This is a genomic window from Clostridium sp. AN503 (assembly GCF_040719375.1).
In the GTDB taxonomy this organism is placed as follows: Bacteria; Bacillota; Clostridia; order Lachnospirales; family Lachnospiraceae; genus Brotaphodocola.
In genome coordinates, this window is record NZ_JBFDTP010000001.1 from 944,205 (window position 1) to 969,394 (window position 25,190).

Annotated in this window: 21 protein-coding genes, 7 tRNA genes and 1 rRNA gene; 28 read left to right on the forward strand and 1 reads right to left on the reverse strand. The window is 49.6% G+C overall.

The features are described 5' to 3' along the window. The first annotated feature begins 395 nt into the window (after positions 1–395). The 9 genes from AB1I67_RS04255 (at position 396) to AB1I67_RS04295 (ending at position 5,856) form a co-directional block, all read left to right on the forward strand. A 23S ribosomal RNA gene (locus AB1I67_RS04255) occupies positions 396–3,285 on the forward strand. Between the two features lie 75 nt (positions 3,286–3,360). Continuing rightward, a tRNA-Asp gene (locus AB1I67_RS04260) sits at positions 3,361–3,434 on the forward strand. Positions 3,435–3,460: 26 nt separating this feature from the next. After that, positions 3,461–3,533: transfer RNA gene (locus AB1I67_RS04265), tRNA-Val, on the forward strand. Between the two features lie 26 nt (positions 3,534–3,559). Beyond that, positions 3,560–3,632 (forward strand) — tRNA-Thr (locus AB1I67_RS04270). Positions 3,633–3,698: 66 nt separating this feature from the next. After that, positions 3,699–3,780: transfer RNA gene (locus tag AB1I67_RS04275), tRNA-Tyr, on the forward strand. 29 nt (positions 3,781–3,809) lie between these two features. Further along, positions 3,810–3,883: transfer RNA gene (locus tag AB1I67_RS04280), tRNA-Met, on the forward strand. Between the two features lie 4 nt (positions 3,884–3,887). Then, positions 3,888–3,960 (forward strand) — tRNA-Phe (locus AB1I67_RS04285). Positions 3,961–3,963: 3 nt separating this feature from the next. After that, positions 3,964–4,036: transfer RNA gene (locus tag AB1I67_RS04290), tRNA-Lys, on the forward strand. Between the two features lie 152 nt (positions 4,037–4,188). Beyond that, positions 4,189–5,856 (forward strand): hypothetical protein, encoded by a 1,668-nt coding sequence (locus AB1I67_RS04295; protein WP_367028580.1) that lies wholly within the window; start codon positions 4,189–4,191, stop codon positions 5,854–5,856. A gap of 31 nt (positions 5,857–5,887) precedes the next feature. Here AB1I67_RS04295 and AB1I67_RS04300 read toward each other — a convergent pair whose 3' ends face one another. After that, a complete protein-coding gene (locus AB1I67_RS04300) occupies positions 5,888–6,106 on the reverse strand; it encodes a hypothetical protein (RefSeq protein WP_367029151.1) in 219 nt (72 codons plus the stop codon). A gap of 149 nt (positions 6,107–6,255) precedes the next feature. Between AB1I67_RS04300 and AB1I67_RS04305 the strand changes: the two genes are divergently transcribed. The 19 genes from AB1I67_RS04305 (at position 6,256) to AB1I67_RS04395 (ending at position 25,189) form a co-directional block, all read left to right on the forward strand. Beyond that, positions 6,256–7,785 (forward strand): DegT/DnrJ/EryC1/StrS family aminotransferase, encoded by a 1,530-nt coding sequence (locus AB1I67_RS04305; RefSeq protein WP_367029152.1) that lies wholly within the window; start codon positions 6,256–6,258, stop codon positions 7,783–7,785. Between the two features lie 72 nt (positions 7,786–7,857). Next, complete coding sequence (locus tag AB1I67_RS04310) at positions 7,858–8,451, forward strand: guanylate kinase (protein ID WP_367028581.1); 594 nt, start codon at positions 7,858–7,860, stop codon at positions 8,449–8,451. A gap of 135 nt (positions 8,452–8,586) precedes the next feature. Then, positions 8,587–9,576: a DNA polymerase III subunit delta' gene (holB, locus tag AB1I67_RS04315; RefSeq protein ID WP_367028582.1), complete on the forward strand. Its 990-nt coding sequence runs from the start codon at positions 8,587–8,589 to the stop codon at positions 9,574–9,576. A 17-nt stretch (positions 9,577–9,593) separates the two neighbouring features. Further along, positions 9,594–10,502 carry a stage 0 sporulation family protein gene (locus tag AB1I67_RS04320; protein WP_367028583.1) on the forward strand — a complete coding sequence of 303 codons (909 nt, stop codon included), beginning with the start codon at positions 9,594–9,596 and terminating at the stop codon, positions 10,500–10,502. Further along, positions 10,495–11,259 (forward strand): tRNA1(Val) (adenine(37)-N6)-methyltransferase, encoded by a 765-nt coding sequence (locus AB1I67_RS04325; RefSeq protein WP_367028584.1) that lies wholly within the window; start codon positions 10,495–10,497, stop codon positions 11,257–11,259. The genes AB1I67_RS04320 and AB1I67_RS04325 overlap by 8 nt, the downstream gene beginning before the upstream one ends. 24 nt (positions 11,260–11,283) lie before the next feature. Then, on the forward strand, positions 11,284–12,138 hold the full coding sequence (rsmI, locus tag AB1I67_RS04330) for a 16S rRNA (cytidine(1402)-2'-O)-methyltransferase (RefSeq protein WP_367028585.1): 855 nt from the start codon (positions 11,284–11,286) through the stop codon (positions 12,136–12,138). A gap of 110 nt (positions 12,139–12,248) precedes the next feature. Further along, complete coding sequence (locus AB1I67_RS04335; protein ID WP_367028586.1) at positions 12,249–12,578, forward strand: helix-turn-helix transcriptional regulator; 330 nt, start codon at positions 12,249–12,251, stop codon at positions 12,576–12,578. A gap of 7 nt (positions 12,579–12,585) precedes the next feature. Next, a complete protein-coding gene (locus tag AB1I67_RS04340; RefSeq protein ID WP_367028587.1) occupies positions 12,586–13,713 on the forward strand; it encodes a hypothetical protein in 1,128 nt (375 codons plus the stop codon). A 46-nt stretch (positions 13,714–13,759) separates the two neighbouring features. Further along, positions 13,760–14,299 carry a metalloprotease family protein gene (locus AB1I67_RS04345; protein WP_367028588.1) on the forward strand — a complete coding sequence of 180 codons (540 nt, stop codon included), beginning with the start codon at positions 13,760–13,762 and terminating at the stop codon, positions 14,297–14,299. 371 nt (positions 14,300–14,670) lie between these two features. After that, positions 14,671–15,744, forward strand: coding sequence for an RNA ligase RtcB family protein (locus tag AB1I67_RS04350; protein WP_367028589.1), 1,074 nt, complete (start codon positions 14,671–14,673; stop codon positions 15,742–15,744). Positions 15,745–15,753: 9 nt separating this feature from the next. Beyond that, on the forward strand, positions 15,754–16,359 hold the full coding sequence (gene prfH, locus AB1I67_RS04355; protein ID WP_367028590.1) for a peptide chain release factor H: 606 nt from the start codon (positions 15,754–15,756) through the stop codon (positions 16,357–16,359). Between the two features lie 505 nt (positions 16,360–16,864). Next, a complete protein-coding gene (locus tag AB1I67_RS04360; RefSeq protein WP_367028591.1) occupies positions 16,865–17,368 on the forward strand; it encodes a YhcH/YjgK/YiaL family protein in 504 nt (167 codons plus the stop codon). Positions 17,369–17,514: 146 nt separating this feature from the next. Beyond that, positions 17,515–18,849, forward strand: coding sequence for an MATE family efflux transporter (locus AB1I67_RS04365; RefSeq protein WP_367028592.1), 1,335 nt, complete (start codon positions 17,515–17,517; stop codon positions 18,847–18,849). Next, positions 18,846–19,469, forward strand: coding sequence for a flavodoxin family protein (locus tag AB1I67_RS04370; protein ID WP_367028593.1), 624 nt, complete (start codon positions 18,846–18,848; stop codon positions 19,467–19,469). The genes AB1I67_RS04365 and AB1I67_RS04370 overlap by 4 nt, the downstream gene beginning before the upstream one ends. Positions 19,470–19,546: 77 nt before the next feature. Further along, positions 19,547–20,416 carry a TRAP transporter substrate-binding protein DctP gene (dctP, locus tag AB1I67_RS04375; protein ID WP_367028594.1) on the forward strand — a complete coding sequence of 290 codons (870 nt, stop codon included), beginning with the start codon at positions 19,547–19,549 and terminating at the stop codon, positions 20,414–20,416. Further along, on the forward strand, positions 20,413–21,954 hold the full coding sequence (locus AB1I67_RS04380; protein WP_367028595.1) for a histidine kinase: 1,542 nt from the start codon (positions 20,413–20,415) through the stop codon (positions 21,952–21,954). The genes dctP and AB1I67_RS04380 overlap by 4 nt, the downstream gene beginning before the upstream one ends. Next, on the forward strand, positions 21,942–23,192 hold the full coding sequence (locus AB1I67_RS04385) for a response regulator (RefSeq protein ID WP_367028596.1): 1,251 nt from the start codon (positions 21,942–21,944) through the stop codon (positions 23,190–23,192). Before AB1I67_RS04380 ends, AB1I67_RS04385 begins: the two co-directional genes overlap by 13 nt. A 243-nt stretch (positions 23,193–23,435) precedes the next feature. Then, complete coding sequence (locus AB1I67_RS04390) at positions 23,436–24,587, forward strand: TRAP transporter substrate-binding protein (protein WP_367028597.1); 1,152 nt, start codon at positions 23,436–23,438, stop codon at positions 24,585–24,587. An 80-nt stretch (positions 24,588–24,667) separates the two neighbouring features. After that, complete coding sequence (locus AB1I67_RS04395) at positions 24,668–25,189, forward strand: TRAP transporter small permease subunit (RefSeq protein WP_367028598.1); 522 nt, start codon at positions 24,668–24,670, stop codon at positions 25,187–25,189. Position 25,190: the final 1 nt, after the last annotated feature.

The following is a 25,190-nucleotide window of genomic DNA, read 5'->3' on the forward strand; positions in this document are numbered from 1 at the left end:
AGATAAAGGCGAAGCCTGTGATAGACGCAAGTCTGAAAAAGATGTGTTAACCTACTTCAGCAGGGTAGTGCTGTTCCATATAACTGGTTTTTACCAGTGATTAGAGGATTCAAACAGGTTTGAGTTTTCTAATGACTGATAAATTTCAGTCAGACATGTACCTTGAAAACTGCATATTGAATTATATCTAGATAATGAGTTTGAAGGATCAGCAATGATCTGGAGGACGAAATATCAAGACATCCGAGGTGTTACATCGCGAGATGTAACCAATTAAAAAACTGTAACTCGTTGGGAGATGACACTTTTAGTGGAATCGAACAACAACCTAAGACCAGAGATTCAACGCTATGAATCTTAGACAGATACCCGCACCCGCAGGTGGAAGTCGAATTGGTCAAGCTATAAAGAGCGCAGGGTGGATGCCTTGGCACTAAGAGCCGATGAAAGACGTGATAAGCTGCGATAAGCTGCGGTGAGGAGCAAATATCCTTTGACCCGCAGATTTCTGAATGGGGAAACCTACTTGAGCAAACCTCAAGTGTCGTATGGTGAATACATAGCCATACGTCGGGAACCGCCTGAACTGAAACATCTAAGTAGGGCGAGGAAAAGAAAGAAAACTCGATTTCCAGAGTAGCGGCGAGCGAAATGGAAGGAGCCTAAACCAGAGCGCGTGCGTTCTGGGGTTATGGACTGCAACAAGTGAGCTGATTTGTTAGTGGAATGGTCTGGGAAGTCCAACCACAGGGGGTGAAAGTCCCGTACACGAAAGCAATAGGCAGCGAGCAGGATCCAAAGTACCGCGAGACACGAGAAACCTTGCGGGAAGTCGGGGGGACCACCCCCCAAGGCTAAATACTCCTTAGTGACCGATAGCGCATAGTACTGTGAAGGAAAGGTGAAAAGGACCCCGGGAGGGGAGTGAAAGAGAACCTGAAACCCTGTGTTTACAAGCTGTGGAACCACGTTAAAGGTGGAACCGCGTACTTTTTGTAGAACGGTCCGGCGAGTTACCTGTACTGGCAAGGTTAAGCACTAAAGGTGCGGAGCCGAAGGGAAACCAAGTCTTAACAGGGCCAAAGTCAGTATGGGTAGACCCGAAACCGGGTGATCTATCCATGTCCAGGTTGAAGTCACCGTAAAAGGTGATGGAGGACCGAACGCACATCCGTTGAAAAGGGTGGCGATGAGGTGTGGATAGGGGAGAAATTCCAATCGAACCCGGAGATAGCTGGTTCTCCTCGAAATAGCTTTAGGGCTAGCCTCGTATTAGTCTGCTGGAGGTAGAGCACTGAATTTCCTAGGGGGCGTCAAAGCTTACCAAAGAATATCAAACTCCGAATGCCAGCCAGATGATGTACGGGAGTCAGACGGCACGAGATAAGTTGGGTCGTCAAAAGGGAAAGAGCCCAGACCTACAGCTAAGGTCCCAAAGTGTGTGTTAAGTGGAAAAGGATGTGGGATTTCAAAGACAACTAGGATGTTGGCTCAGAAGCAGCCACACATTCAAAGAGTGCGTAATAGCTCACTAGTCGAGAGGTCCTGCGCCGAAAATGTCCGGGGCTGAAACACAACACCGAAGCTTAGGATTCATACTTAGTATGAGTGGTAGAGGAGCATTCTTAGAGGAATGAAGCAGTACCGTAAGGAGCTGTGGACTTTTAAGAAGAGAGAATGCCGGAATGAGTAGCGAGATGGAGGTGGGAATCCTCCAGGCCGAATATCTAAGGTTTCCAGAGTAAAGCTGATCTGCTCTGGGTAAGTCGGGGCCTAAGGCGAGGTCGAAAGACGTAGTCGATGGACAACAGGTTGAGATTCCTGTACCGCATGTAATCAGAACTGTGGGGACACAGGACGATAATCAAACCCGGGAATGAAAAGACCGGGGCAAGCGAGGTAGGAGATGGGTTGGCAAATCCGCCCATCAATCCGAAGACGTGACGCGTACCGAACAAAAGTAGGGAAGTTGATGATTCGAACTGTCAAGAAAAGCCGCTATTGCATTACATGTGCCCGTACCGTAAACCGACACAGGTGGATGAGGAGAGAATCCTAAGGCCGGCGGGAGAAGCATTGTTAAGGAACTCGGCAAAATGACCCCGTAACTTCGGGAGAAGGGGTGCCACAGAGATGTGGCCGCAGAGAATAGGCTCAAGCAACTGTTTAGCAAAAACACAGGTCTATGCAAAACCGAAAGGTGAGGTATATGGGCTGACGCCTGCCCGGTGCTGGAAGGTTAAGAGGAGAGGTTAGCGCAAGCGAAGCTTTGAATTTAAGCCCCAGTAAACGGCGGCCGTAACTATAACGGTCCTAAGGTAGCGAAATTCCTTGTCGGGTAAGTTCCGACCCGCACGAAAGGCGTAATGATTTGAGCGCTGTCTCGACAATGCACCCGGTGAAATTGAAATACCAGTGAAGATGCTGGTTACCTGCGCCAGGACGGAAAGACCCCATGGAGCTTTACTCCAGCTTGATACTGGGATTCGGTCATGCATGTACAGGATAGGTGGGAGGCAATGAAGGAAGGACGCCAGTCTTTCCAGAGCCGCTGTTGGGATACCACCCTTGTGTGACTGGGTTTCTAACCTGCACCCGTGACCCGGGTGGGGGACAATGTCAGGTGGGGAGTTTGACTGGGGCGGTCGCCTCCGAAAGGGTATCGGAGGCGCTCAAAGGTTCCCTCAGAATGGTTGGAAACCATTCGCAGAGTGCAAAGGCATAAGGGAGCTTGACTGCGAGACCGACGGGTCGAGCAGGTAGGAAACTAGGACTTAGTGATCCGGTGGTATAAAGTGGGATTGCCATCGCTCAACGGATAAAAGCTACCCTGGGGATAACAGGCTTATCACTCCCAAGAGTTCACATCGACGGAGTGGTTTGGCACCTCGATGTCGGCTCATCGCATCCTGGGGCTGAAGTAGGTCCCAAGGGTTGGGCTGTTCGCCCATTAAAGCGGTACGCGAGCTGGGTTCAGAACGTCGTGAGACAGTTCGGTCCCTATCCGGCGTGGGCGTAGGATATTTGAGAGGAGCTGTCCTTAGTACGAGAGGACCGGGATGGACTGACCTCTGGTGTACCGGTTGGGTATCAAACCCATGGCCGGGTAGCCAAGTCGGGAAGGGATAAACGCTGAAGGCATCTAAGCGTGAAGCCCCCCTCAAGATGAGATATCCCATACGCAAGTAGTAAGACCCCTTGAAGACGACGAGGTAGATAGGGCAGAGGTGGAAGTGCGGTAACGTATGGAGCTGACTGTCACTAATAGGTCGAGGGCTTGACCAAGTTGGTTTAGGAGAGAAACAGAAAACGGATGATTCAATATGTGGTTTTGAGGGTACGTGTTACCTTATAGATTTTGGCCTGGTGGCTCAGTTGGTTAGAGCGCCGCCCTGTCACGGCGGAGGTCGTGGGTTCGAGTCCCATCCGGGTCGTTGTATTAACCAATAATTTAATACATGGGATCTTAGCTCAGCTGGGAGAGCATCTGCCTTACAAGCAGAGGGTCATAGGTTCGAGCCCTATAGGTCCCACTTTTTCAACTTTAGCCTGGCTTTTTGCCGATATGGCTCAATTGGCAGAGCAGCTGATTTGTAATCAGCAGGTTATCGGTTCGAGTCCGATTATCGGCTTGTATTAACCGCTTAGCGACAAAGGACTTTGGTCGGTTGAGCATGGTATTACAATAATAAATATTTGGGGGAATTCCCGAGTGGCCAAAGGGGGCAGACTGTAAATCTGTTAGCTGTGCTTTCGGTGGTTCGAATCCACCTTCCCCCACTCATCAACTTAATATCGTTTAATATTATCGCGGGGTGGAGCAGTCTGGAAGCTCGTCGGGCTCATAACCCGAAGGTCATAGGTTCAAATCCTATCCCCGCAATTTTGCCTTGGTAGCTCAGTTGGTAGAGCAGTGGACTGAAAATCCACGTGTCACTGGTTCGATTCCGGTCCAAGGCATATGGGCGTGTAGCTCAGTCGGTAGAGCACTTGACTTTTAATCAAGTTGTCCGGGGTTCGAATCCCCGCACGCTCAGGTCATGTAAATGGCGGAAATCCTTAAAAGTGGGGTTTTCGTCGTTTTTTTGTGTTAAAAAGGTGCAGGAAGTGGTTAAAATGCTTATAGTTATTGTAAAAAGTGGAAATATTTGTTAAGATGAGAGTTATTAAGGGATGAGGGAAAAACGGATGAAAAAGCAGAATGCGTCCATAGAATCAAATTGGACGAATGAATTTGAAAATCTATACATTTTAACCTATCAGACGCTTTACAGACATGCAAAACTGATTTTTAGTCAGGATGAAAAGGCAAGGGAGCTTCTTATTCTTACTTATGTGGAAGCATATCAACGAGGGGAACAGCTCCAGAAGGAAAAGACGCCTGTAGACTGGTTGATGAAACGGGCAGACTTTCTTGCAGAGACTAAACTGGAAGCGACCAAAGAAATGCTGGAAGCTTCTTATGCTGAAGAGAAGATGCAGTCAAAAGAGGCAAAGAAAGAGAATCCCTCCAGGTTGGATGAGGCTACGGTGCTTTTGGAGATTGAGGACCGGGTAGGTATAGTAGATGATCAGGAGACAGAACAGTCCGGAAGTATTGCAAAAACTACTGTTCAGGGAGTTTTTTCTTTTGCGTTGCTGGCTGTTGCAATTGTGGCGATTGCAGTAGGTGTTATGAAATTAAAGCGTCAGCTGGATATCCTTCAGGAACCATTTGAGAGGACGTTTATAGATGATACAGCAGCAGGTAATGATCCATCACAGCAGGAGAGAAGGGAAAGACGCATCCAGATTGGTGATAAGGTGGTATATTTGTCTGAGATTGGGCAGGTATTGTACTCACTGCCGCTGGAGGAGACTGATCTTTCTGCGGAAAGCAAATACAATCCGGAGATTCAAAAGTTAAATGGGTGGACTTATTATTTGCCATGCCCGGACAGAGCGGACAGTCAGCTCACTCAGGTACGGCCATCGCTGTATCATACGCTTTACCGTATAAAAAACGATGGAAAAGAGATAGAGATCATTGCCCAGGAGGTTGATAATTATACGTTCTGGGAGGATGGGATCTATGTGTCCCAGTATGGCAGGATTCAGCGGATCGAAATGGAGGACAGTTTTGAAAAGATGACACCGGGTATTTATGCAGAAGTGGACGGCGATGAGATTTATCTGCATGATACTTTGGGAAGAACGCTGGAAACTGAGGCTGACGGAAACATTCATTATGAGGATCGGATTTTTGAAATGTCATCCAATCGTATTGTGGATGTGAGGCCGGATAGCCGGGTAAAGGGGCAGACGTCCTATTATCTAAAAGAGACGGATAAGGGATATGCGATCTATTGCAGTACCAATAACAATGAAAGTCTTTTTGAAGAACGGGGGAATACGATCGACAGCTTCTGTATTGTTGGAGACTGGCTGTACTACAGCGCTTATGTGAGAAAGGGAGGTTCTGGTGCCCATTACAGTGAAATATACAAAAAATCACTGACATCAGATAAGAAAGCAGAGCTTTTACGGGAAGAGTTTACGGGACGGATTTATCAGATGTATTATTCGGAGGAGGCAGACCAGATTTATGCCAACTATATTCCGAAGAACTGGAAGAATAATCACGGCGTGATTGCTGTTATATCTTTGTCTGGACAGATGAGTTATCTGAAAGATAAAGAACTTCGTAAGGAAGTGGAGACTACGGGTAATGATATGCTGGAGTTTGTGATGATGCAGGAAGGACAGGTGTATTGTTACTGGAAGGATTGTTATTGGGAAAAGGGGGAGGAACCAGTAGCCAAATGGAGAAAAGTGCTGGTTATCCCAGACCACAACAGGGTTGTGATAGAAGAATAGATCTTCTGTCACAACCCTGTTTTTCGGAAAGCTATTCGTCAAATTCAGCAATAATATAAAACCCACGGTCATTCTCACGGATGTCTTTGATGATACCTTCTCTGGACTTTAGCCGGTCACGGGATTTGTAGCAGCCTGACATAGCGACGGCAGGTTCAATGATGTAACTGTAATTGACGCCCTCACGTTCAATGACTTCAACCCGGTCACCTACATTGACAAGTCCCTGTCGCTCCATTTTAAATTCCATCTCACGCAAAACAGATCATCTCCTTTACAGGTAATATTATAAGGAAATACTCTTGGAATGTAAAGCTGTTGTATGGTAAAATGTCATGTAGTAAATAAAAGAAACTGGATAATAAAATGAAAAAAGAAAATTTGTTGTTATCAAGATTAATGGATTATCAGAATTCAAGCGCCATACCATTTCACATGCCAGGTCATAAACGGCGGACGGAACATGGGATGTTAAAAGCATTTCCAAATCCTTATTCTATTGATATCACGGAGATAGATGGATTTGATAATCTCCATCACCCTGAAGGAATTTTAAAAGAATCCATGGAATGGGCAGCAGAGATCTATCATGCGGACAAGACATATTATCTTGTTAATGGGAGCAGTGGTGGAATTCTGAGCGCGGTCTGTGCGGCAACCCATCCGGGAGGAAAGATCCTCATGAGCCGGAACTGCCATAAAGCGGCGTATCATGGAGTTATCCTCAATGGGTTGGAACCGGAGTACATTTATCCACAAATACTGGATGAAATGGGGATACAGGGCGGGATATGCCCTGCTGATGTGGAAAACATGTTGAACAGAGGCCCATTACCGGAGGCGGTACTGGTTGTTTCACCCACTTATGATGGAATCGTGTCAGATATCCAGGCGATCGCAGAAATTGTTCATGACTATGGGATTCCGTTGATCGTGGATGAGGCACATGGAGCGCATTTCCCATTTGGAAAAGGCTTCTTTCCAAAATCAGCGCTGGAATGTGGGGCAGATATGGTGATCCAGAGCCTGCACAAGACGCTTCCATCCTTTACGCAGACAGCAGTCCTGCATGTACGCCGGGAACGCGTGAATATAGATAAGCTGGAGCGGTATCTTCAGATATTCCAGAGCAGCAGCCCTTCTTACCTGTTTATGGCAGGGATTGAAAACTGTATTTATGAAATGGAGCAGCATGGAGGAAGATGGATGGAGGAGTTCTCTGTACATTTGGCGCAGCTGCGTGGGAAACTCTGCGGGCTGAAGCATTTGAGGCTGCTGGGGGCGGATTCTGTGGGGGTTAAAGGTATATTTGATGTAGATCTGTCCAAGCTTGTGATATCCTGTCGGGGGTGCCTTGTGAGACGTTCTGAGACAGGGATGCACGGGATTGGTGATGAATGGATAAGCGACGACACACTGAGCGACGACACATTGAGTCGTGGAATGTCTGGGGGCGAAATACTAAGTGGAGAATTGCTGAGCAGATGGCTGCGTGAGGAGTATCATCTGGAAATGGAGATGAGCGGGGCTGATTATATTGTGGCCATAGCTACATTTATGGATAGCTGGGAACATTTGGACAGACTGGCAGATGCACTGCTTCATATCGACAACAGGATAGATAGGAAACCTGACAGCACAGAGGATATGCAGAGAGTGCAGCATAAAATTGAAATGGACGGGATTATCTGCATAAAGCCGGCTGATGCATTGGAGGCAGGGAGCGAGGCGCTCCTGATCAACCAGTGTGCGGGCAGGATTTCTGCGGAATTTATTTATCTGTATCCACCGGGTATTCCGATCGTGGCTCCGGGGGAGCTGGTTACTGAGGCGATTGTGAGACAGGTGGAGTATTATAAAAGAATCGGGCTTCCCGTACAGGGAATGGCCCATAAGGACGCTGGATATCTGAAGGTTTTGAGAGGCTGATGTATTTTGTATACCGGTTGAACAGCCAGAACAGAAGAATGAGCTTATGATGATAATTATGGGAGGACGGTTATGGGCAGGATATTTTATTTGATGGGGAAGAGCGCATCGGGAAAAGATACGCTTTACAAGCGTCTTCTAAAAGAATGTCCCGGGCTTCGCACGGTGGTACTGTATACCACGCGGCCTATGCGGGAGGGGGAGACGGACGGGGTGGAGTATCATTTTACTACTCCGGAAAAGCTTCAGGAGTTTCAGGAGACTGGAAGGATGATCGAGCTTCGCACTTATCAGACGGTGTATGGACCCTGGAGCTATGCTACGGTGGATGATGGGCAGATCGATCTGGGGGAAGCGGACTATCTGACGATCGGAACGCTGGAATCTTATGAACGTCTGCGGAGCTATTATGGGGATACTGCGGTGGTACCTCTGTATGTGAATGTGGATGATGGAATAAGGCTGGAGCGGGCCCTTTTCAGGGAGAGGCAGCAGAAGGAGCCTAAATATGCGGAGCTGTGCCGGAGGTTTTTAGCGGATGATGAGGATTTCTCGGAAGGGAATCTGGACAAGCTGGGGATTCGCAGAGAATACCGCAATGATGAACTGGAATCCTGTGTGGAAGAAATAAAAAAAGAGATCATGCATGGGGAAGGGAAGAAGTAAAATGAGGCTGTGCAGAGGAAGGGAAAGGACTGTCTAAAGCCCGGCTGGAAATGGATTTTTCTATACAGAACCTTTAAATTGTGTTATACTTTGGGATGTAATAGCATAAATAGCAGCGATTGTGAGGAGCCTGCCATGTTAAGTTTCCAGGATATTATCGGACATGAACAGATTAAAGAGCATTTTCAGAAAGCGATCGAGAGCCACAAGGTTTCTCATGCTTATATATTGAACGGTGAAGCGGGGATGGGGAGAAAGTCTCTTGCCAACGCATTTGCCCTGACGCTTCTCTGTGAGAAGGGCAGGAGTGAACCGTGTATGGAATGTCACGCCTGCAAGCAGGTGCTCAGTGGGAATCATCCGGATCTGATCTATGTGACCCATGAAAAGCCTAACAGCATTGGTGTGGATGATATCCGGGAGCAGATCAATGACACGATCATGGTGCGGCCTTACAGCAGTTATTATAAGATTTATATCGTGGATGAGGCGGAGAAGATGACCCAGCAGGCGCAGAATGCGCTGTTGAAGACAATTGAGGAGCCTCCGTCATACGCGATCATAATACTGCTTACTACAAACCAGGAGGCGTTTCTGCCTACGATTCTGTCCAGGTGTGTACAGCTGAAGCTGAAGCCCCTGAAGGATTTTGTGGTGAAGAGTTATCTGACAGAGTCCATGCAGGTGCCGGAAGCAGATGCCGAAGTATACGCAGCATTTGCACGGGGGAATCTGGGCAAGGCTATATCCATAGCATCTTCGGAGGATTTTAAGCTTCTCCACCAGGAAGTGCTGCATCTGTTAAAGCATGTGAAGGATATGGATATTTCGGAGCTTTTGGATTATATACGTAAGCTGAAAGAGGACAACTTGGATATCTATGAATGCCTGGATTTTATGCAGCTCTGGTATCGGGATGTACTTCTCTACAAAGTGACTAAGGATATGAATCTGCTCATTTTCAAGGATGAATATAAGATGATCAATGAGCTGAGCAAGAACAGCGGTTATGATGGGCTGGAGCGGATATTGGAGTCCATCGATAAGGCGAAGGCGCGGCTGGATGCCAATGTGAATATGGAATTAGCCATGGAGCTGATGCTCCTGGTCATGAAGGAGAATTAAAAGGAGACGTAAAATACATGATTAAGGTTATTGGAGTGCGGTTCCGGAATGCGGGAAAGATATATTATTTTGCTCCGGGCAAGCTGGAGATCAAAAGTGGAGACCACGTGATCGTGGAAACGGCCCGCGGAGTGGAATATGGCTATGTGGTGCTGGGCAACCGGGAGGTGGAGGACAATAAAGTGATCCAGCCTTTAAAGTCGGTGATCCGCATGGCAAATAAGGATGATGAGAACCGGGAGACGTCCAACCGCAAAAAAGAGAAGGATGCGTTCAAGCTGTGCCAGGAGAAGATACGTAAGCACAATCTGGACATGAAGCTGATCGATGTGGAATACACCTTCGACAACAACAAGATCCTGTTCTATTTTACTGCGGATGGAAGGATTGATTTCCGGGAACTGGTGAAAGATCTGGCATCGGTGTTTAAGACCAGGATCGAGCTTCGTCAGGTTGGTGTCAGGGATGAGACGAAGATCGTAGGCGGTATCGGCATCTGCGGGCGGGCGCTGTGCTGTCATTCCTATCTGTCGGAGTTTATCCCGGTATCCATTAAGATGGCAAAGGAACAGAATCTGTCTCTTAACCCGACCAAGATATCCGGTGTGTGTGGAAGGCTGATGTGCTGTTTAAAGAACGAGGAGGAGACCTACGAGTATTTAAACAGCAAACTTCCGGGGATGGGTGATTATGTGACTACGGATGACGGGTTGAAGGGCGAGGTACAGAGTGTCAGTGTCCTGCGTCAAACGGTCAAGGTGATCGTGACGGTGGACCGGGATGAAAAAGAGATACGGGAATACAAAGTGGAACAGCTGAAGTTCAAGCCCAGGCGCAGAAAGGGCAAAGCCGACGTAGAGGATGCGGAGTTAAAGAAGCTGGAAGCTATGGAGAAAAAGGAAGGAAAATCTAAGCTGGATGAGTAGTCAGGATATCACGAGCCAGACCATGGAAATGTTTGGGGCGGATGAGAGGATTGATGATTTACAGCGGAATGGGTACCGCATTATCCAGAAGAAAAACGGATTCTGTTTTGGGATGGATGCGGTGCTGTTGTCGGGATTTGCCCGTGTGAAGGCCGGTGAGACTGCGGTTGATCTGGGAACGGGGACGGGCATCATACCGATCCTTCTGGAGGCGAAGACGGAAGGAAGACATTTTACCGGCCTGGAGATCCAGGAGGAGTTTGCTAAAATGGCTGTGCGCAGTGTAAGGCTTAACGGCCTGGAGGACCGGGTGGAGATTGTTCAGGGAGATATCAGGGAAGCCAGCCGGTTGTTCGGTAAGGCTTCTTTTGATGTTGTGACATCCAATCCGCCATATATGAATGACAGTCATGGACTGAAAAATCCGGATCTGCCCAAGGCGATCGCACGCCATGAGGTGCTGTGCACGCTGGAGGATGTGGTGCGGGAGGCGGCGCTTCTTTTGAAGCCCGGGGGCAGGTTCTATATGGTACACCGCCCTCACCGTCTGGCAGAGATCATTTCCGCGCTGAGAGAATACCGGTTGGAGCCGAAGCGCATGAAGCTGGTGCATCCTTTTGTGGATAAGGAAGCCAATATGGTACTGATCGAAGCAGTGCGGGGCGGCCGGTCCATGATGAAGGTGGAAGCGCCAGTGATCGTATATCGGGAGCCGGGCGTATATACGGATGAGATCTATACGATCTATGGATATTAAACAGGAAGGGGAAGGACGGAACATATGGCTGAAGGCACTACTGGAAAATTATATTTGTGTGCAACTCCCATCGGCAATCTGGACGATATTACCCTGCGGGTGCTGAATACGTTAAAGGAAGCTGATCTGATCGCGGCGGAAGATACCAGGCACAGCATCAAGCTTCTGAATCATTTTGATATCAAAACGCCAATGACCAGTTACCATGAGTTTAACAAGATTGACAAGGCGCGGTATCTGGTAGGTCAGATGCAGCAGGGCGTAAATATCGCTCTGGTGACGGATGCAGGCACGCCTGGTATCTCAGACCCGGGGGAAGAGCTGGTGAAGCAATGCTATGAAGCCGGGATCGAGGTGACGTCCCTGCCGGGGCCCGCGGCCTGTGTGACGGCGTTGACGATCTCGGGGCTTTCTACCAGAAGATTCTGTTTTGAGGCGTTTCTGCCGGTGGATAAAAAACAGAGGCAGTGGATTTTGGAGGAGCTTAAGGAGGAGACCAGGACCATTGTTATCTATGAGGCGCCGCATCATCTGGTACGGACATTAAAGGAGCTTTCGGAGGTTCTGGGAAGTACCCGCAGGATCACGATCTGCCGGGAGCTGACAAAGAAATACGAGGAGGCATACCGGACTACGTTTGAGGAAGCGGTTTCCCATTATGAGGATGAAGAACCCAAGGGAGAGTGCGTGATCGTCATCGAAGGGCGCAGCATCAGTGAGATGGTAGAGGAACAGCAGAAATCCTGGGAAGATATGACCATGGAAGAGCATATGGACATTTATCTGGATCAGGGGATTGACCGGAAAGAGGCGATGAAGCTGGTGGCAAAAGACCGGGGGATCGCAAAGAGAGACGTGTATCAGAGCCTGCTGAAATAAGATGGAAAATTATGTCAATCGCCCGACGTACGATGTCGAAACATAAAATCTATTTTCCGTCTCCAAAATCCAATAAGATAGGGGTATACCGTTGGATAAGGAGATCAAATATGGATAATGAAAGGATATTGGATGAGATAGAAGCGTTGATGAAGCAAAGGGGAATGACAAGATACAGACTCTCTAAAGCGAGTGGAATCAAACACTCTACACTGACTACAATGCTGAACAAAAGAAGTATTATCAGTATCAATAATCTGAATAAGATCAGTGAAGCATTTGGTATGAGGCTTTCAGAATTTATCAGGCTGGTAGAGGATCATAAAGAAAATAACAGGGTTAATGACTTTCCGATAGCAGAGTGGGAACCGTTGAGTCCGGAATATAAGTATTTGGTGGTTTATATGATGCGGGGGATGAACGAAAAGTTGAAAGGTTAGATAAACTATGGACGAAAGAGATAATGTTACAGGCGGTAGTGTTGAAACCGATAATATAGGGATCGGACAGGAGATTCCTGAGGATCAGTTATGCAGGAAATGCGGCAGAAAGAGGATCGACCGCAGTGAAAATAAGAATTCCATATTGTGCCATGAATGCCGGGAAGAGCAGATAAAATACCCATTTCCCAAGAAAATGCTTCCGGCTGCAGTGATTGTGCTGGCTCTTATGGTACTGGCTATGGCAAGGACTCCTGGTATTATCCGGATGTATAAGATGTATTATCAGGCAGAGCTGCAGTCATACAGAGGGGATGTTTACCCCGCGCTTTTGAACCTTGAGACGGTGATGGAGGCATATCCGTCTTCTGTTCCGGTAGCAGTATCCATGATCGACATTGCCATGGAGCATGGGTATTATGATGCGGCGGCATATACGCTGAGCACTTACCTGGAAGGAAAAGAAGTTGACGACAGTACATATTCCCGTATGATGCGGCATACCAAACGTTTAAACCGGTATTATGATACGCTGGACCAGGTGGATGAGCTGTATGCGTCATTTGGTGAAGCGCTGGGTCAGGAGGATCTGGACGGGGAGGCGCCGATAGCAGCTTTGCAGGGCCTGAGAGATGACCTGGAAGAGATGACGAAAAATGCTGATCTGGATAAAGGTCTGCTCTATTATTACCTGGCTACCCTGAGTGAGGATGAGGAAGCTCACCGGGAGTACCTTGAGGCCAGCGTGGAGGCTGATCCGAAACTGGGATTTCCGGAAGTTGAGCTGGGGACATACCGGCGGCGGACCGGTGATCTTGAAGGCGCCAGAGAGTGCTATGAGTCCGTCCTGAGAAATGACAACAGTAATACCGGCGCCCTGAGGGCCATGGGAATCCTGAAGATGCTGGAGGGGGATAAGGAAGCTGGCCTGGCAGATGTGCAGAAAGCATTTGACTTGAATCCTGAGGAGAATTATGTGCGGGAGACTCTGGTCATTGCAATGATGGAGTGCGGACAGAAGGAGAAGGCAGAGGAACTCCGGCAGCAGTTTGAAGCGGAAGGGATAGAGTTTGATGTGGACTTTTTATCCTATCTGAATGGAGAGGTCAGCCTGCATGATTACTATGTAGATTAGGGAATGTACAGAGTGATCGTTGCGGAATACAAGGAGGAAAAGAATTATGTTTATCATACCAGGCTTTTTAGTCTCAGCAGTCACGTTTCCCGGTGTTATCGTACATGAATCGGCACATCAGTTATTCTGCCGCATTTTTCGTGTGCCGGTTTATGATGTTGTTTATTTCCAGATGAAGAATCCATGCGGATATGTTGCCCATGAGCCTACAGAACGTCCATTGGCATCCTTTATGATCTCAGTAGGGCCGTTTTTGGTCAATACGGTGCTTGGAATGCTGATCGTATTTCCGGCAGCCATAGAATTGTTCCGGTTTGAGGTGTACCACAATGTGCTTTCCCTGCTGCTTGGATGGCTGGGGATCTCCATATTGATGCATGCATTTCCCAGTACCGGAGATGCAAAGGTGATGGTACAGTCTATTTTAAAGAACCCGGATGTAAACTTATTTGTTAAAATCATTACGGCTCCTGTTATCGGGCTGGTCTATCTTGGGGCGATCGGCTCCATGATGTGGCTGGATTTTATCTATGCGGTTGCCATGGCGATGGTGCTGCCAAACCTGATCGTGATGATGCTCAGATAGAAGTGATGGTCTCCCCCGGCGTTTGCCGCCGGGGTGGGGCAGGTAACATGCCGAAGTACATAGGGGATATCGGGAAGCACGGAAAGGGGATCACCCAAGCACAGGGCAGATAAGGGTTGACATTTTCTGGATTTATGTATATATTAGATTAAGAATAAGAGGGCAGAGTCCTTCATAAGCAAAGGAGTGGTTGTTATGTTGGCAAAGATTGAGAGTATGGTGAAAACAGTATAGGTTTGCAAACAGACAGGGACTGGCGTATAAGGGAGAGTATTGCGCACGGCTTGTTGTCGTGTTTTTTTGTACCCTTTTTTGGAAGTTTTTGAACAGAAAATGCGCGGTTCCATTCGCTTATGAAGGAGAGTTAAGATTTGAATAATGAAAATTGCATATTGATCAGTAACAAAAAGAACTGGGTAGAACAGGCGGCCATAGACCAGCTGCGCGGCGTCAGCCGGCTGCCGGGCATGGTGAGGACGGTGGGGCTGCCGGACCTGCATCCGGGGAAAAGTCCCGTGGGGATGGCGGCCCTCAGCGAAGGAAGGTTTTACCCCCATTTGATCGGGAATGATATTGGCTGCGGAATGAGCCTCTATTTGACCGGGGTAAAACAGAAGCGGCTCAGGATGGAGAAATGGGTTGCACGGCTTAATTCCATCCGGGAGTTTTCGGATATCTTATGTGATATTCCATATGAAGAACCATGTCCGATCCGGGACTTTGGAACCATTGGTTCGGGGAATCATTTTATGGAATTCCAGTGCCTGGACAGGGTGTTTGACGACCAGTTGGCAGATAGGCTGGGGCTTGCGGAGGACAGGGTTTTTCTTCTTGTCCATTCCGGATCAAGAGGCTACGGTCAGGATATCCTTTCCCGCTATTATGTACCGGAGGGGCTTTTAGAGGGTTCTGACAGGGCCAGAGAGTATATGGCGGAGCATGATAACGCGCTTTTGTGGGCCGGGCGGAACCGGCTGGCGGCGGCAGAGAAGATGCTGGATTATCTGGGAACGGACAGTGAGGTGACGCCGATACTGGAGAGCTGCCACAATTATGTGGAGCGTACGGAGGAAGGCTGGCTGCACCGCAAGGGAAGCGTATCGGCCAGACAGGGAGCAGTAGTGATCCCCGGTTCCAGGGGAAGCCTGACCTATGTGTGCATGCCGAGGGAGGATACCCGTATCGCGCTGGATTCTATTTCCCACGGGGCGGGCAGAAAGTGGGCGCGGAGTATCTGTAAGAGCCGGATCGACAGGATGTATGACCGGAAATCCATCCGCAGCACAAAGTTTAAAAGCCAGGTGGTCTGCCATGATACCAACCTTTTGTTTGCAGAGGCGCCCGAAGCGTATAAGCCTGTGGAACAGGTCATAGAGTCGCTCCGGGAGTTTGGACTGATCGATGTGGTTGCCGTGCTGCGCCCTTTGATCACATATAAAGGGTAGGTGAAGCGCATGAAGATACAGATCAGTTCCGGTCAGGGACCGGCGGAGTGTGAGCTTGCAGTGGGGCTTTTTTATGCACAGCTGCAAAAGGAGATAAGGGATATTAGGACAGTTCAGTGCGTGCGGGGCAAAAAGCCGGGGGGTTATGCATCGGTCATTTTTGAGACGGATGAGGATATAAGCGGCCTGGAGGGGAGTGTACTCTGGGTCTGCCGCAGCCCATACCGGCCTGCCCATAAGCGGAAGAACTGGTATATTGATGTGAGCATTCTGGAACAGGCGCCGAAGCTTAAAACAGAGCTGCAGCTTAGGTTTGAGACATTTCGCTGCGGAGGCAAGGGCGGCCAGAATGTAAATAAGGTGGAAACCGGGGTTCGCGTGATCCATATCCCCACGGGGATTTCCGTGGTATCAACGGAAGCCAGGAGTCAGCATATGAATAAAAAGATTGCGGTGAACCGGCTCTGTGATATTCTGGCGGAATATAATGCGCAGCAGGACAGGAGAGAGAAGGAGCTGGCCTGGTTAGAGCATACCAGATTGGAGCGGGGGAATCCGGTGAGGGTTTATGAAGGGGAGAAATTTTTGGTCAGGGGGACGCAGCCGGATCGTTAGGCTGTGACAGCTAAGAAGGCCCCGGACGGCGGAGAAAAAAGTTTCTATGTCTTCCTGTTTACGACATGAGAAGGGCGGCGTTATGCGGCTATCGGACAGCACCTGGAACGTGCAGTCCGCTATCCTCACAACGCCGCCCTTCTCATGTCTCCAAACGGAAGACATTTAGAAATCTTTTTTCTCCGCCGTCCGGGGCCTTCTTAGCTGGCTGAGGGTATTGGGGCGGCTGCTGGGGACTGACGGGGGCGGGGAGAAAAGCATGGCTTGATGGGGGAAATTTTATAATGAAGGAATGCTTGAAAACGTGATTGCTCAGGGAATTTTGAAAATAAGAAACTGCCAGAGCAATATTTTATGGATAAGGTGTTAACGTAACAAGATTTCATGGGCACTGGGCAAGTTATCCCAGTGAACTTTTCTTCTGGAATTTATATAATGGGAACTGTAAATGATTCTTGTGTTGCATCTGGATGCGGGAAAATATAATGTTCAGGAGGAAATGAAAATGATAGTTACGACACTGGAAGAGAGCGCACGTTATCATGTATTGGGTGAGAATGTTAAGAAGGCGCTGGAGTGGCTGAAGGCAAATGATATCCGTGAGATGGAGGATGGGCGGTATGCTCTGGATGGAACGGTGTTGTCCAAGAGCAGTCTGCTGGATATGAATGCCAAGGAGAAGCAGGGCGTGTTTATTCTGGTTCAGCGTTATACCACTCGTTCGATTGATGACTGCTGGTTTGAGGGGCATAAGAAATTTATTGATATTCATTATGTGGCGGATGGGATGGAGTATTTCTGCTATACGCCTCTGGCCCGGGCAGGGAAGCCGGTTACGGAGTATGATGAGGTGGAAGATGATTTCCTGTATAACAGGGATTATGAGACTGGCGTCCTGATGAAAGCGGGAGATGTGGTCATCGTTTATCCGGAGGATGTACATATGCCGCAGCGCCGGGCGCTGGTGCCGTCAGATGTGGTGAAGGCCTGCATCAAGATCGTAATATAATGCTGTAATAATAGTGTTGTGATAAAAGAGAAATGCTCCTGTTTGAGCAGGCAGAGTGATCTGGATGCCTGGCAGGAGCATTTGTCGATAATATCAATGAGCGGGAGAATGGATATTTTGAGGAGAATAAAGGAGAACGATATAGAATGAATTTTGAACATATGCCATTAAAGAAAGCCTTTTGGAGGTTTATCTGGCCTTCGGTCATCGCTCAGTGGATCTTTGCCCTGTATACGATGGTAGACGGGATGTTCGTGGCAAGAGGGGTATCGGAGGTGGCGCTGTCAGCGGTCAATATCGCGTCCCCGTTTGTGAATTTCCTGTTTTCAGTATCCATACTGTTTGCGGTGGGAACGTCCACGATCGTGGCGATCTGTCTGGGAAAGGGCGAAAAACAGATGGCGGATGAGGTTTATACCCAGAGCCTGGCAGTTCTGGCGGTGGTTTCTCTGGCGATCATGCTGGTGGTGTTTTTGAATCTGGATGCGGTGTCTGTGTTTTTGGGGGCGACCGAAACCACCATGGAATATGTGAAGAATTATATTTTGTCGATCCTGCCGTTTTCCTGGTGCTTTATCATTGCATATTCCTTTGAGATCCTTGTGAAAACAGACGGCTATCCCAAGTTTGCGACGGTGGCTGTGACTACGGGGGCGGTGATGAACTGTATCCTGGATTATCTCTTTGTATTTGTTTTCCGATGGGGAGTCGCAGGCGCGGGAGCGGCCACAGGGCTTTCACAGTGCGCGCTGGTTTTTATCTATCTGAGCCATTTTTTAAGTCCGAAGGCAACCATACGGTTTCGAAAATTCCGGTGGGATTTTGGGCAGATCCTGCGCAGCGTTAAGATCGGGATGTCCTCCTGCCTGACGGAGTTTTCCGCCGGGATCACGGTGTTTTTGTTTAACCACACGATCCTTGAGTATCTGGGAAATGACGGGATCATCAGCTATACGATCATTGCATATGTAAATACGATCGTTGTGATGTCTCTGGCCGGGATCGCGCAGGGGGCGCAGCCCATGGTCAGTTTTTATTATGGCAGGGGAGAAAAGAAAAAGTATATGACCCTGTTAAAATATGGGATCGTTACGTCTGTGGGACTGGGAATCGCAGCATATGCGGCTTCCGCGGCGGGGGCGGACCTGCTGGTGAGCCTCTTTATCTCCAGGGAGCTTACTGCGCTGCGGGAATATTCGGCAGGGGTGTTCCGTATTTTTGCACTCTCATTTTTGATCATGGGCGTCAATATCCAGATGGGCGGATTTTTTACGGCGGTGGAAAGGCCCCAGCCTGCGCTGGCGATCTCTTTGGGGCGGGGCGTCATAATCATCGCGATTGCCTTAAAGCTCTGCACTATGGTTCTGGGAGGAGAGGGAATCTGGCTGTCCCAGATCGTTTCGGAGATCTTGTGCTGTGTGATGACAGGGTTTTTTATTTACCGATATAGAAAACAGATGAGGAGAGGAGAAATAATATGAAAGTATTATTGTCAAATGGAAGTCCCCATGCGGACGGATGCACCCATGCGGCGCTCAGTGAGGCGGCGGGTGCCCTGGAGCGGGAAGGAATCGGGACGGAGATCGTTCACATCGGAGCCGATAAAACCCATGGCTGTATGGGCTGTGGAGGCTGCGGCGTATCCGGGTTCTGTGTACATGAGGATGACAGGCTGAATGAAGTGATCGGGAAGCTGGATGGGATAGACGGGCTTGTGGTCGGATCTCCGGTCCACTATGCGGCGGCAGCGGGAGCAGTATCCTGTTTCCTGGACAGGTTGTTTACGGCGGCGCCCGGGAAGCTGGCCTTTAAGCCGGCGGCCTGTGTGGTGAGCTGCCGGCGGGGAGGCGCCAGCGCGGCCTTTGATGAGCTGAATAAATATTTTACCATCAACAATATGCCGGTTGTCCCAAGCCAGTACTGGAACAGCATCCACGGAAGTGCAAAGGAGGAGGCGTTACAGGATCTGGAGGGGCTTCAGATCATGCGGCAGCTGGGAAGAAACATGGCATGGATGCTGAAGTGCTTTGAGCTGGGCAAAAAGGAAGCTGTATTACACCCTGTTCCGGAAGAACATCTCTGGACCAGCTTTATCCGATGACCCTGATAATATGGTCTCTTGTTTTGTATTATGCGATGTGGTATCCTAAAAAGTAGTTGAAAATATGGGGGTAATTCATGATACAACGGGGTGCGGCTGCAATATTTACCATAGGGTTTTCACTGCTGCTGATCATATCGGTTCTGTTTGTTTTTCAGGAGAGGCCGCAGGGGGAATGGAAGGACCAGATCATGCTCCGGATGGAGGTTCCTTATGAGAAGGACCATCCCACCGGAAAGGCGGCGGAATATTTTGCCAGGCTTGTGAGGGAGGAATCAGGCGGGGAGCTGCAGATCGCGGTTGCGTACAATACGGAGCCGGGAAGCGAGAAGGAGATCGTTAAACAGCTTCAGTTCGGAGGGATCGCCTTTGCTGCGGTGAATTATTTTGATTTTGCTGAGGACATTCCGGAACTGAACCGGTTCATCCAGACGTATGAGTCTCCGGAGGAGGCGCAGGCAGGGTTTTGCGGGCAGATGGACGCCATTGGCGAATATCTTTCAAAGGAACGGCTGGAGGTGTTATCCTGCTACAGACCCGACTACCGGTGCATTGCCACCAAGGAAAAGCCCGCGGCGGAACGGGATTTTGAGGGGATGAAGATCCATGCTACAAAGGCCGCGGCGCTGTCTGTCTATCTCCTGGGAATGGGGGCGGAGATTGAAAGCTTCGGGCGGACGGATCTGCTTCGGGCGGTGGATTCGGGATACATCGACGGCATAGAGATGCCGCTTCTTTTTTACGGCAGGGCGGGGTATGACAAGGTCATGCCTTATGTTTGGATTTATGAGGATTTCCTGGTGCCGGACATGCTTGTGGCCAGCACGGTGTCTCTGGGGAATCTGACGGATGAACAGCAGAAGCTCCTTATGGACTGCGCCCTCAAGACAGAGGCGTTCCAGGTGGAGGCCCTGAAGGAAGCGCAGGAAAGGCTGGTGCCGCGATGAAAACAATGGGCAGGGTCAAAGGCTCCGCGATCACCATGATCAACTGGATGTTTCTGCTGCTGACAGTGGTGACGCTGGTATTTTCCATGTATAACTACCTGATGTACCGGGATATTGGGGAGCGGTACCGGAGGAGTACGGACCTGTATTATGAGGCGGCGTCTGTAAAGGACTCGATCAAGCAGTGTGATATCACGATGGAGGACTATCTTTTAAGCAGGAACCGCGGGTCTTTAGCAGAGCATAACGAAGCGGTGAAAACTGTGGATGCGGGCCTCAGGCGGTGCCGGGATCTGGTGGATACCCCGGCGGTTGCCTCCTTCATCCAGTCTATCACGGACGCATTTTCCTCCTATCAGACAGAGGCCAATTACAGTGCGTTTTCCTATGCGGAGAGCAATTATTATGAGGGCAGCTTAAGCTTCCAGGAATCCCGGGAGATTGGGAAATACATACAGGAATACTGTGATGAGATCCTGACAGTCCTTCTCACGGCGAATCAGGATTATTATGAATGGCTGAACCGGAAGCAGAGCCAGCTCTTTTTTATCAATCTTTATGCGGTGATCCTTCTGGCGGCGGCAGCCGGGTACAGTGTGTACTATGTAAACGACAGATTTTACCGGCCTCTGAATGAGATCTACCGGGCCTCCTTAAAGATTGCGGGAGGAGAGATGGTGCAGGTCCGGGAGGACTGGCAGGACAGGATGATCAAGATCCAGGCGGCGGCCTTTAACAAGATGTCCAGGAGCATTGTGCGGATGATGGATGACATTCAGAAACATGCGGATATCAGGACGAAGCTTCTGGACGAGCAGTTGAAGAATGAGCAGTATGTGCACCGACTGGAGCAGGCTGATTTTTTAAACCTTCAATTACAGACCAATCCGCATTTTCTGTTTAACACGCTGAATACGATCTCGCGGACGGTCACTTTGGGGATGAGCGACGAGGCGGTGGAAATGATCGACGCCATGGCCGCCATGCTCCGCTACAACTTAAAGGATATTGAGGAGCCGGTTTCCCTGGAGGAAGAGATCCAGGTGGTGAAGGAATACCTGCATATCCAGAATTTCCGTTTCCGGGACAGGATTCGGGCGGAGTTTGACTATGAGAAGGAGCTGGCGGAGCAGGTGACGATACCCAGGTTTTCCCTTCAGCCGTTTGCGGAAAATGCCGTGATCCATGGGCTGGAGCCGAAGACGGAGCCGGGTGTAGTGCGCATAGAGCTCAGGACGGAGGGAGAGAACTGTGTTGTCAGCATTGCGGACAGCGGAGTGGGGATCCCGGCAGATAAGCTGGAAGCGCTGATCCAGAGAAAGCAGATCGGTTCCGGCAAGCGGAAATCCATCGGGATCATGAATACGATCGACCGGCTTAAGTTTTTTACAAAGCTGCCTGAGCCGGTGAAAATAGAGAGTGAATGGGGGAAGGGAACGATTGTGCGGATCTATCTGCCGCTGGAGATAAGCCAGGGACCGGCAAAGCCGCTGACGGAAGGATTGCAAACAACGGAGGGGACAGAATGTACAAGTTGATGATTGCAGATGACGAAGCGTTGGAGCGCCAGGCGCTGCGCCATTTTATCCAGAATTCCAAGCTGGAGATCGTGGAGATCTTAGAGTGCGCCAACGGGATTGACGCCGTGAAGACCGCACTTTTAAAGCAGCCGGAGATCTGCATCCTGGATATCAAGATGCCGGGGCTTTCCGGCCTGGAGGCCATGGAACAGATCAAGGTGGTAAATAAGAACTGTAAGATCATATTTTCCACGGCGTACAGCTATTTTGACTACGCGGTGAAGGCGCTGCAGGCCGGGGCGCTGGACTTCATGGTGAAGCCGGTGAAGAAGGAGAAGCTGATCCAGGTGGTGAACAAGGCGATCGACGAACTGGACGCAGAGCAGAACCAGGAGGCGTACCGGTCCAAGATAACGGACCTGACCTATGTGCTGGAAAAACGGATTCTGAGGGAACTGATCACTGGACAGACAGACGAGGAAACCCTGTGGTTTTTTGATGCCATGGGGATCCGGGAACCTTACGGCTGTATTTTCTTTGTGCGTTTCAAGCGGGAGATCAGCGAGGAGGAAAAAGCCAGGCTCTCTAAGCTATTAAGATCGGATCTGACGGCGGCCGGATACACCCACCTTCTGTATGTCCACCGGAAATCCATTGACTTTATGGTATTTTCCAAGACCGGGGACCAGACCGGGGAGATCGCAAAGCAGGTGGAGAAAATACTCGCCTATGCGATGGACAGCCTTGTGATCCCCCATACCATCGGCGTCGGTTCCTGGGAGGAAGATCTGATGCAGATGGAATTTTCCTATCTCTGCGCAAAAGAGGCGGTGGGAGAATATGTGACGGCGGAGCAGAGGGAGATCATTGTGGAGGAGCCCTCAGGGGGAAAGGATTTGAAGGCGGTCCCGCCGGAGATCGAGGCGGTCTGCCGGTATATGAAGGAGCATTACAGTGAAAAGATCACGCTGATCTCCATTGCGGACAGCGTGGGGTTCAGTAAATATTATATCAGCCGGCTGTTCAAGCAGCACATGGGCGTGACCATCATCGATTATCTGATCAAGGTCAGGCTTGACCGGGCGAAGGAGCTGCTGGCAAAGGGGGATTACAGCATCAAGCAGATCAGCTTTATGGTGGGATATTCAGATCCCAATTATTTTACCTGGTCCTTTAAAAAATATCTGGGGATCTCACCGATCAAGTACCGGTACTTCCAGAATCTTGGAAGCGGGAATCAGGAGCCGGGCGTGTGAACGGAAAGTGAGACCGGGAAGTGATCAAGATGCGGCGGTAAGCAGCGGTGATAGAAGAAAGATACCTGTAAATTAGTGCAGAAGTGAAAACGCAATATTTTATAGGTATTTTTTGATTCAGCAAAATATTAGGGATGCAGCACAACTTATTGTAGTGTAATTCTTTTGTTAATTTTCTATAATGAAAACATCAAAACATCGAAAGAAACCGTTAAAAACTACAATCACAGGAGGATGTATTTTATGAAAAAGTGGATGGGAATCTTTTTGGCAATGACCCTGGCGGCTGGTACGGTGACCGGCTGCGGCGGAGGCGGCAAGGCGGAGACGACGAAGGCTGCGGCAGGCCAGGCAGCATCGGGCCAGGACGCAGCAGGACAGGACGCAGCAGGCGGCAAGGCGGACGCAGCAGGCAGTCAGGCTGCGGCGGGCAGCGGGGCGGAGGCCAAAGCCCCGGCGGGGGAGACCTTCACCATGCAGGTGGGACATGCCCAGGCGACCACCAGCGCACGCCACCAATCCCTGCTTCTGTTTGAAAAGACCGTGGAGGAAAAGACGAACGGCGGCGTCCAGGTTGAGATCTATCCGGCAGGCCAGCTTGGCAACGAGACGGAGATGACGGAGGCAGTTTCCATGGGGACCCTTCAGGCGGTCCGGGGCGGGGAACTGGAATACCTTCCGCAGATCACGATGCTGTCCCTGCCCATGCTGTGTGACAGCCTGGAGGAAGTCAGGACCCTCTGCTACAGTGATTTCGTGAAAGACATGCTGAGCAGCGTGGAGACGGAGCACAACATGAAGGTGCTGGCGGTAGGCGACGACAGCGGGTTTAGGCAGATCACCAACAATGTCCGCCCGATCTTATCCCCGGCTGATATGGAAGGTTTGAAAATGCGTACGGTTTTGGAGGTGATCGACCTTTCCATGAAGTCCTTTGGCGCATCCACCGTGTCGGTTCCATTTACAGATCTGTATATGGCGCTGAAGACCGGCGTTGCTGACGGACAGGAGAATCCGGTAGCGCTTATCGATTCCCAGAAGTTTTATGAGGTCCAGAAATATTGTTCGATTATTGACTATATGTTCTGTGCAGAGGTCATGTATGTGAACCTGGACTGGTGGAAATCCCTTCCGGCGGAGTATCAGACGATCCTTACTGAGGCGTCCAGGGAGATGATGGATGAGAACAGCCGGATCACGGATGAGGAAAATGACAATTACATCGAGCATATCAAGAACAGCGGCTGTGAAGTGACCGTCCTGACCCCGGAGCAGAGAGAATCCTTCCGTCCGCAGGCTGAGGAAGTGTGGAAGCAGTACATTGAGAGCGGCCGGATCACCCGTGAAGATCTGGATGAGATGCTGGCTGTGATCGGCAAGAAGGTTTCCTGGTAAAACAGTATCCTGGTAAAACTGGGATGGCAAAACTGAGGGGGCAGGTTATCCTGCCTCCTTCACAAGAAGGAGGGGGTTTTGTGACTTCGCTGCAGAAGACAGGAAAAAAGATCTACCAGTGCTATGTTGCTCTGGGGATCGCGGCCATGGCCTTTGTGTCGGCCGGAGTTATCTTTGCGGTTATCATGAGATATTTTTTCAATATCTCATTTACATTTTTGGAAGAACTGATCACGCTGGTATTCACGTTTACCACATTCTGGGGGATCGGGATCTGCGTGCTGGAAAATGAGCATGTGCTGATCGATTTCTTTTTTGAAAAGATACCGGTGCATATCCAGAGATGGATCAACGTGGTGAACTACATCATCGTGCTGATCTCCCTGGCGATCCTGCAGTATTATGCGATCGGATGGATCAGAGTGGCGGGAAAGACCATTTCCAACGGTATGCGGATCCGCTATCTCTATATATACGGGATCATGCCCATCGGCGTGGGCGTCAGCCTGATCTGCGTTCTGGTAAAGATATACAGCCTTGTGAAAAATGTGGATCTGGGATTTTTGAAGCCGATTTATGATGACGAGGAAGGAGGGCTGTAGA

Excerpts from the sequence above, each read along its gene's own strand:
- AB1I67_RS04385 (WP_367028596.1), top strand. The coding sequence starts at position 21,942 with ATGTACAAGTTGATGATTGCAGATGACGAAGCGTTGGAGCGCCAGGCG.
- AB1I67_RS04320 (WP_367028583.1), top strand. The coding sequence starts at position 9,594 with ATGATTAAGGTTATTGGAGTGCGGTTCCGGAATGCGGGAAAGATATAT.
- AB1I67_RS04390 (WP_367028597.1), top strand. The coding sequence starts at position 23,436 with ATGAAAAAGTGGATGGGAATCTTTTTGGCAATGACCCTGGCGGCTGGT.
- dctP (WP_367028594.1), top strand. The coding sequence starts at position 19,547 with ATGATACAACGGGGTGCGGCTGCAATATTTACCATAGGGTTTTCACTG.
- AB1I67_RS04380 (WP_367028595.1), top strand. The coding sequence starts at position 20,413 with ATGAAAACAATGGGCAGGGTCAAAGGCTCCGCGATCACCATGATCAAC.
- rsmI (WP_367028585.1), top strand. The coding sequence starts at position 11,284 with ATGGCTGAAGGCACTACTGGAAAATTATATTTGTGTGCAACTCCCATC.
- AB1I67_RS04370 (WP_367028593.1), top strand. The coding sequence starts at position 18,846 with ATGAAAGTATTATTGTCAAATGGAAGTCCCCATGCGGACGGATGCACC.
- AB1I67_RS04360 (WP_367028591.1), top strand. The coding sequence starts at position 16,865 with ATGATAGTTACGACACTGGAAGAGAGCGCACGTTATCATGTATTGGGT.
- AB1I67_RS04325 (WP_367028584.1), top strand. The coding sequence starts at position 10,495 with ATGAGTAGTCAGGATATCACGAGCCAGACCATGGAAATGTTTGGGGCG.
- AB1I67_RS04365 (WP_367028592.1), top strand. The coding sequence starts at position 17,515 with ATGAATTTTGAACATATGCCATTAAAGAAAGCCTTTTGGAGGTTTATC.
- AB1I67_RS04310 (WP_367028581.1), top strand. The coding sequence starts at position 7,858 with ATGGGCAGGATATTTTATTTGATGGGGAAGAGCGCATCGGGAAAAGAT.
- AB1I67_RS04305 (WP_367029152.1), top strand. The coding sequence starts at position 6,256 with ATGGATTATCAGAATTCAAGCGCCATACCATTTCACATGCCAGGTCAT.
- AB1I67_RS04295 (WP_367028580.1), top strand. The coding sequence starts at position 4,189 with ATGAAAAAGCAGAATGCGTCCATAGAATCAAATTGGACGAATGAATTT.
- AB1I67_RS04335 (WP_367028586.1), top strand. The coding sequence starts at position 12,249 with ATGGATAATGAAAGGATATTGGATGAGATAGAAGCGTTGATGAAGCAA.
- prfH (WP_367028590.1), top strand. The coding sequence starts at position 15,754 with ATGAAGATACAGATCAGTTCCGGTCAGGGACCGGCGGAGTGTGAGCTT.
- AB1I67_RS04345 (WP_367028588.1), top strand. The coding sequence starts at position 13,760 with ATGTTTATCATACCAGGCTTTTTAGTCTCAGCAGTCACGTTTCCCGGT.
- holB (WP_367028582.1), top strand. The coding sequence starts at position 8,587 with ATGTTAAGTTTCCAGGATATTATCGGACATGAACAGATTAAAGAGCAT.
- AB1I67_RS04340 (WP_367028587.1), top strand. The coding sequence starts at position 12,586 with ATGGACGAAAGAGATAATGTTACAGGCGGTAGTGTTGAAACCGATAAT.
- AB1I67_RS04300 (WP_367029151.1), bottom strand. The coding sequence starts at position 6,106 with ATGGAATTTAAAATGGAGCGACAGGGACTTGTCAATGTAGGTGACCGG.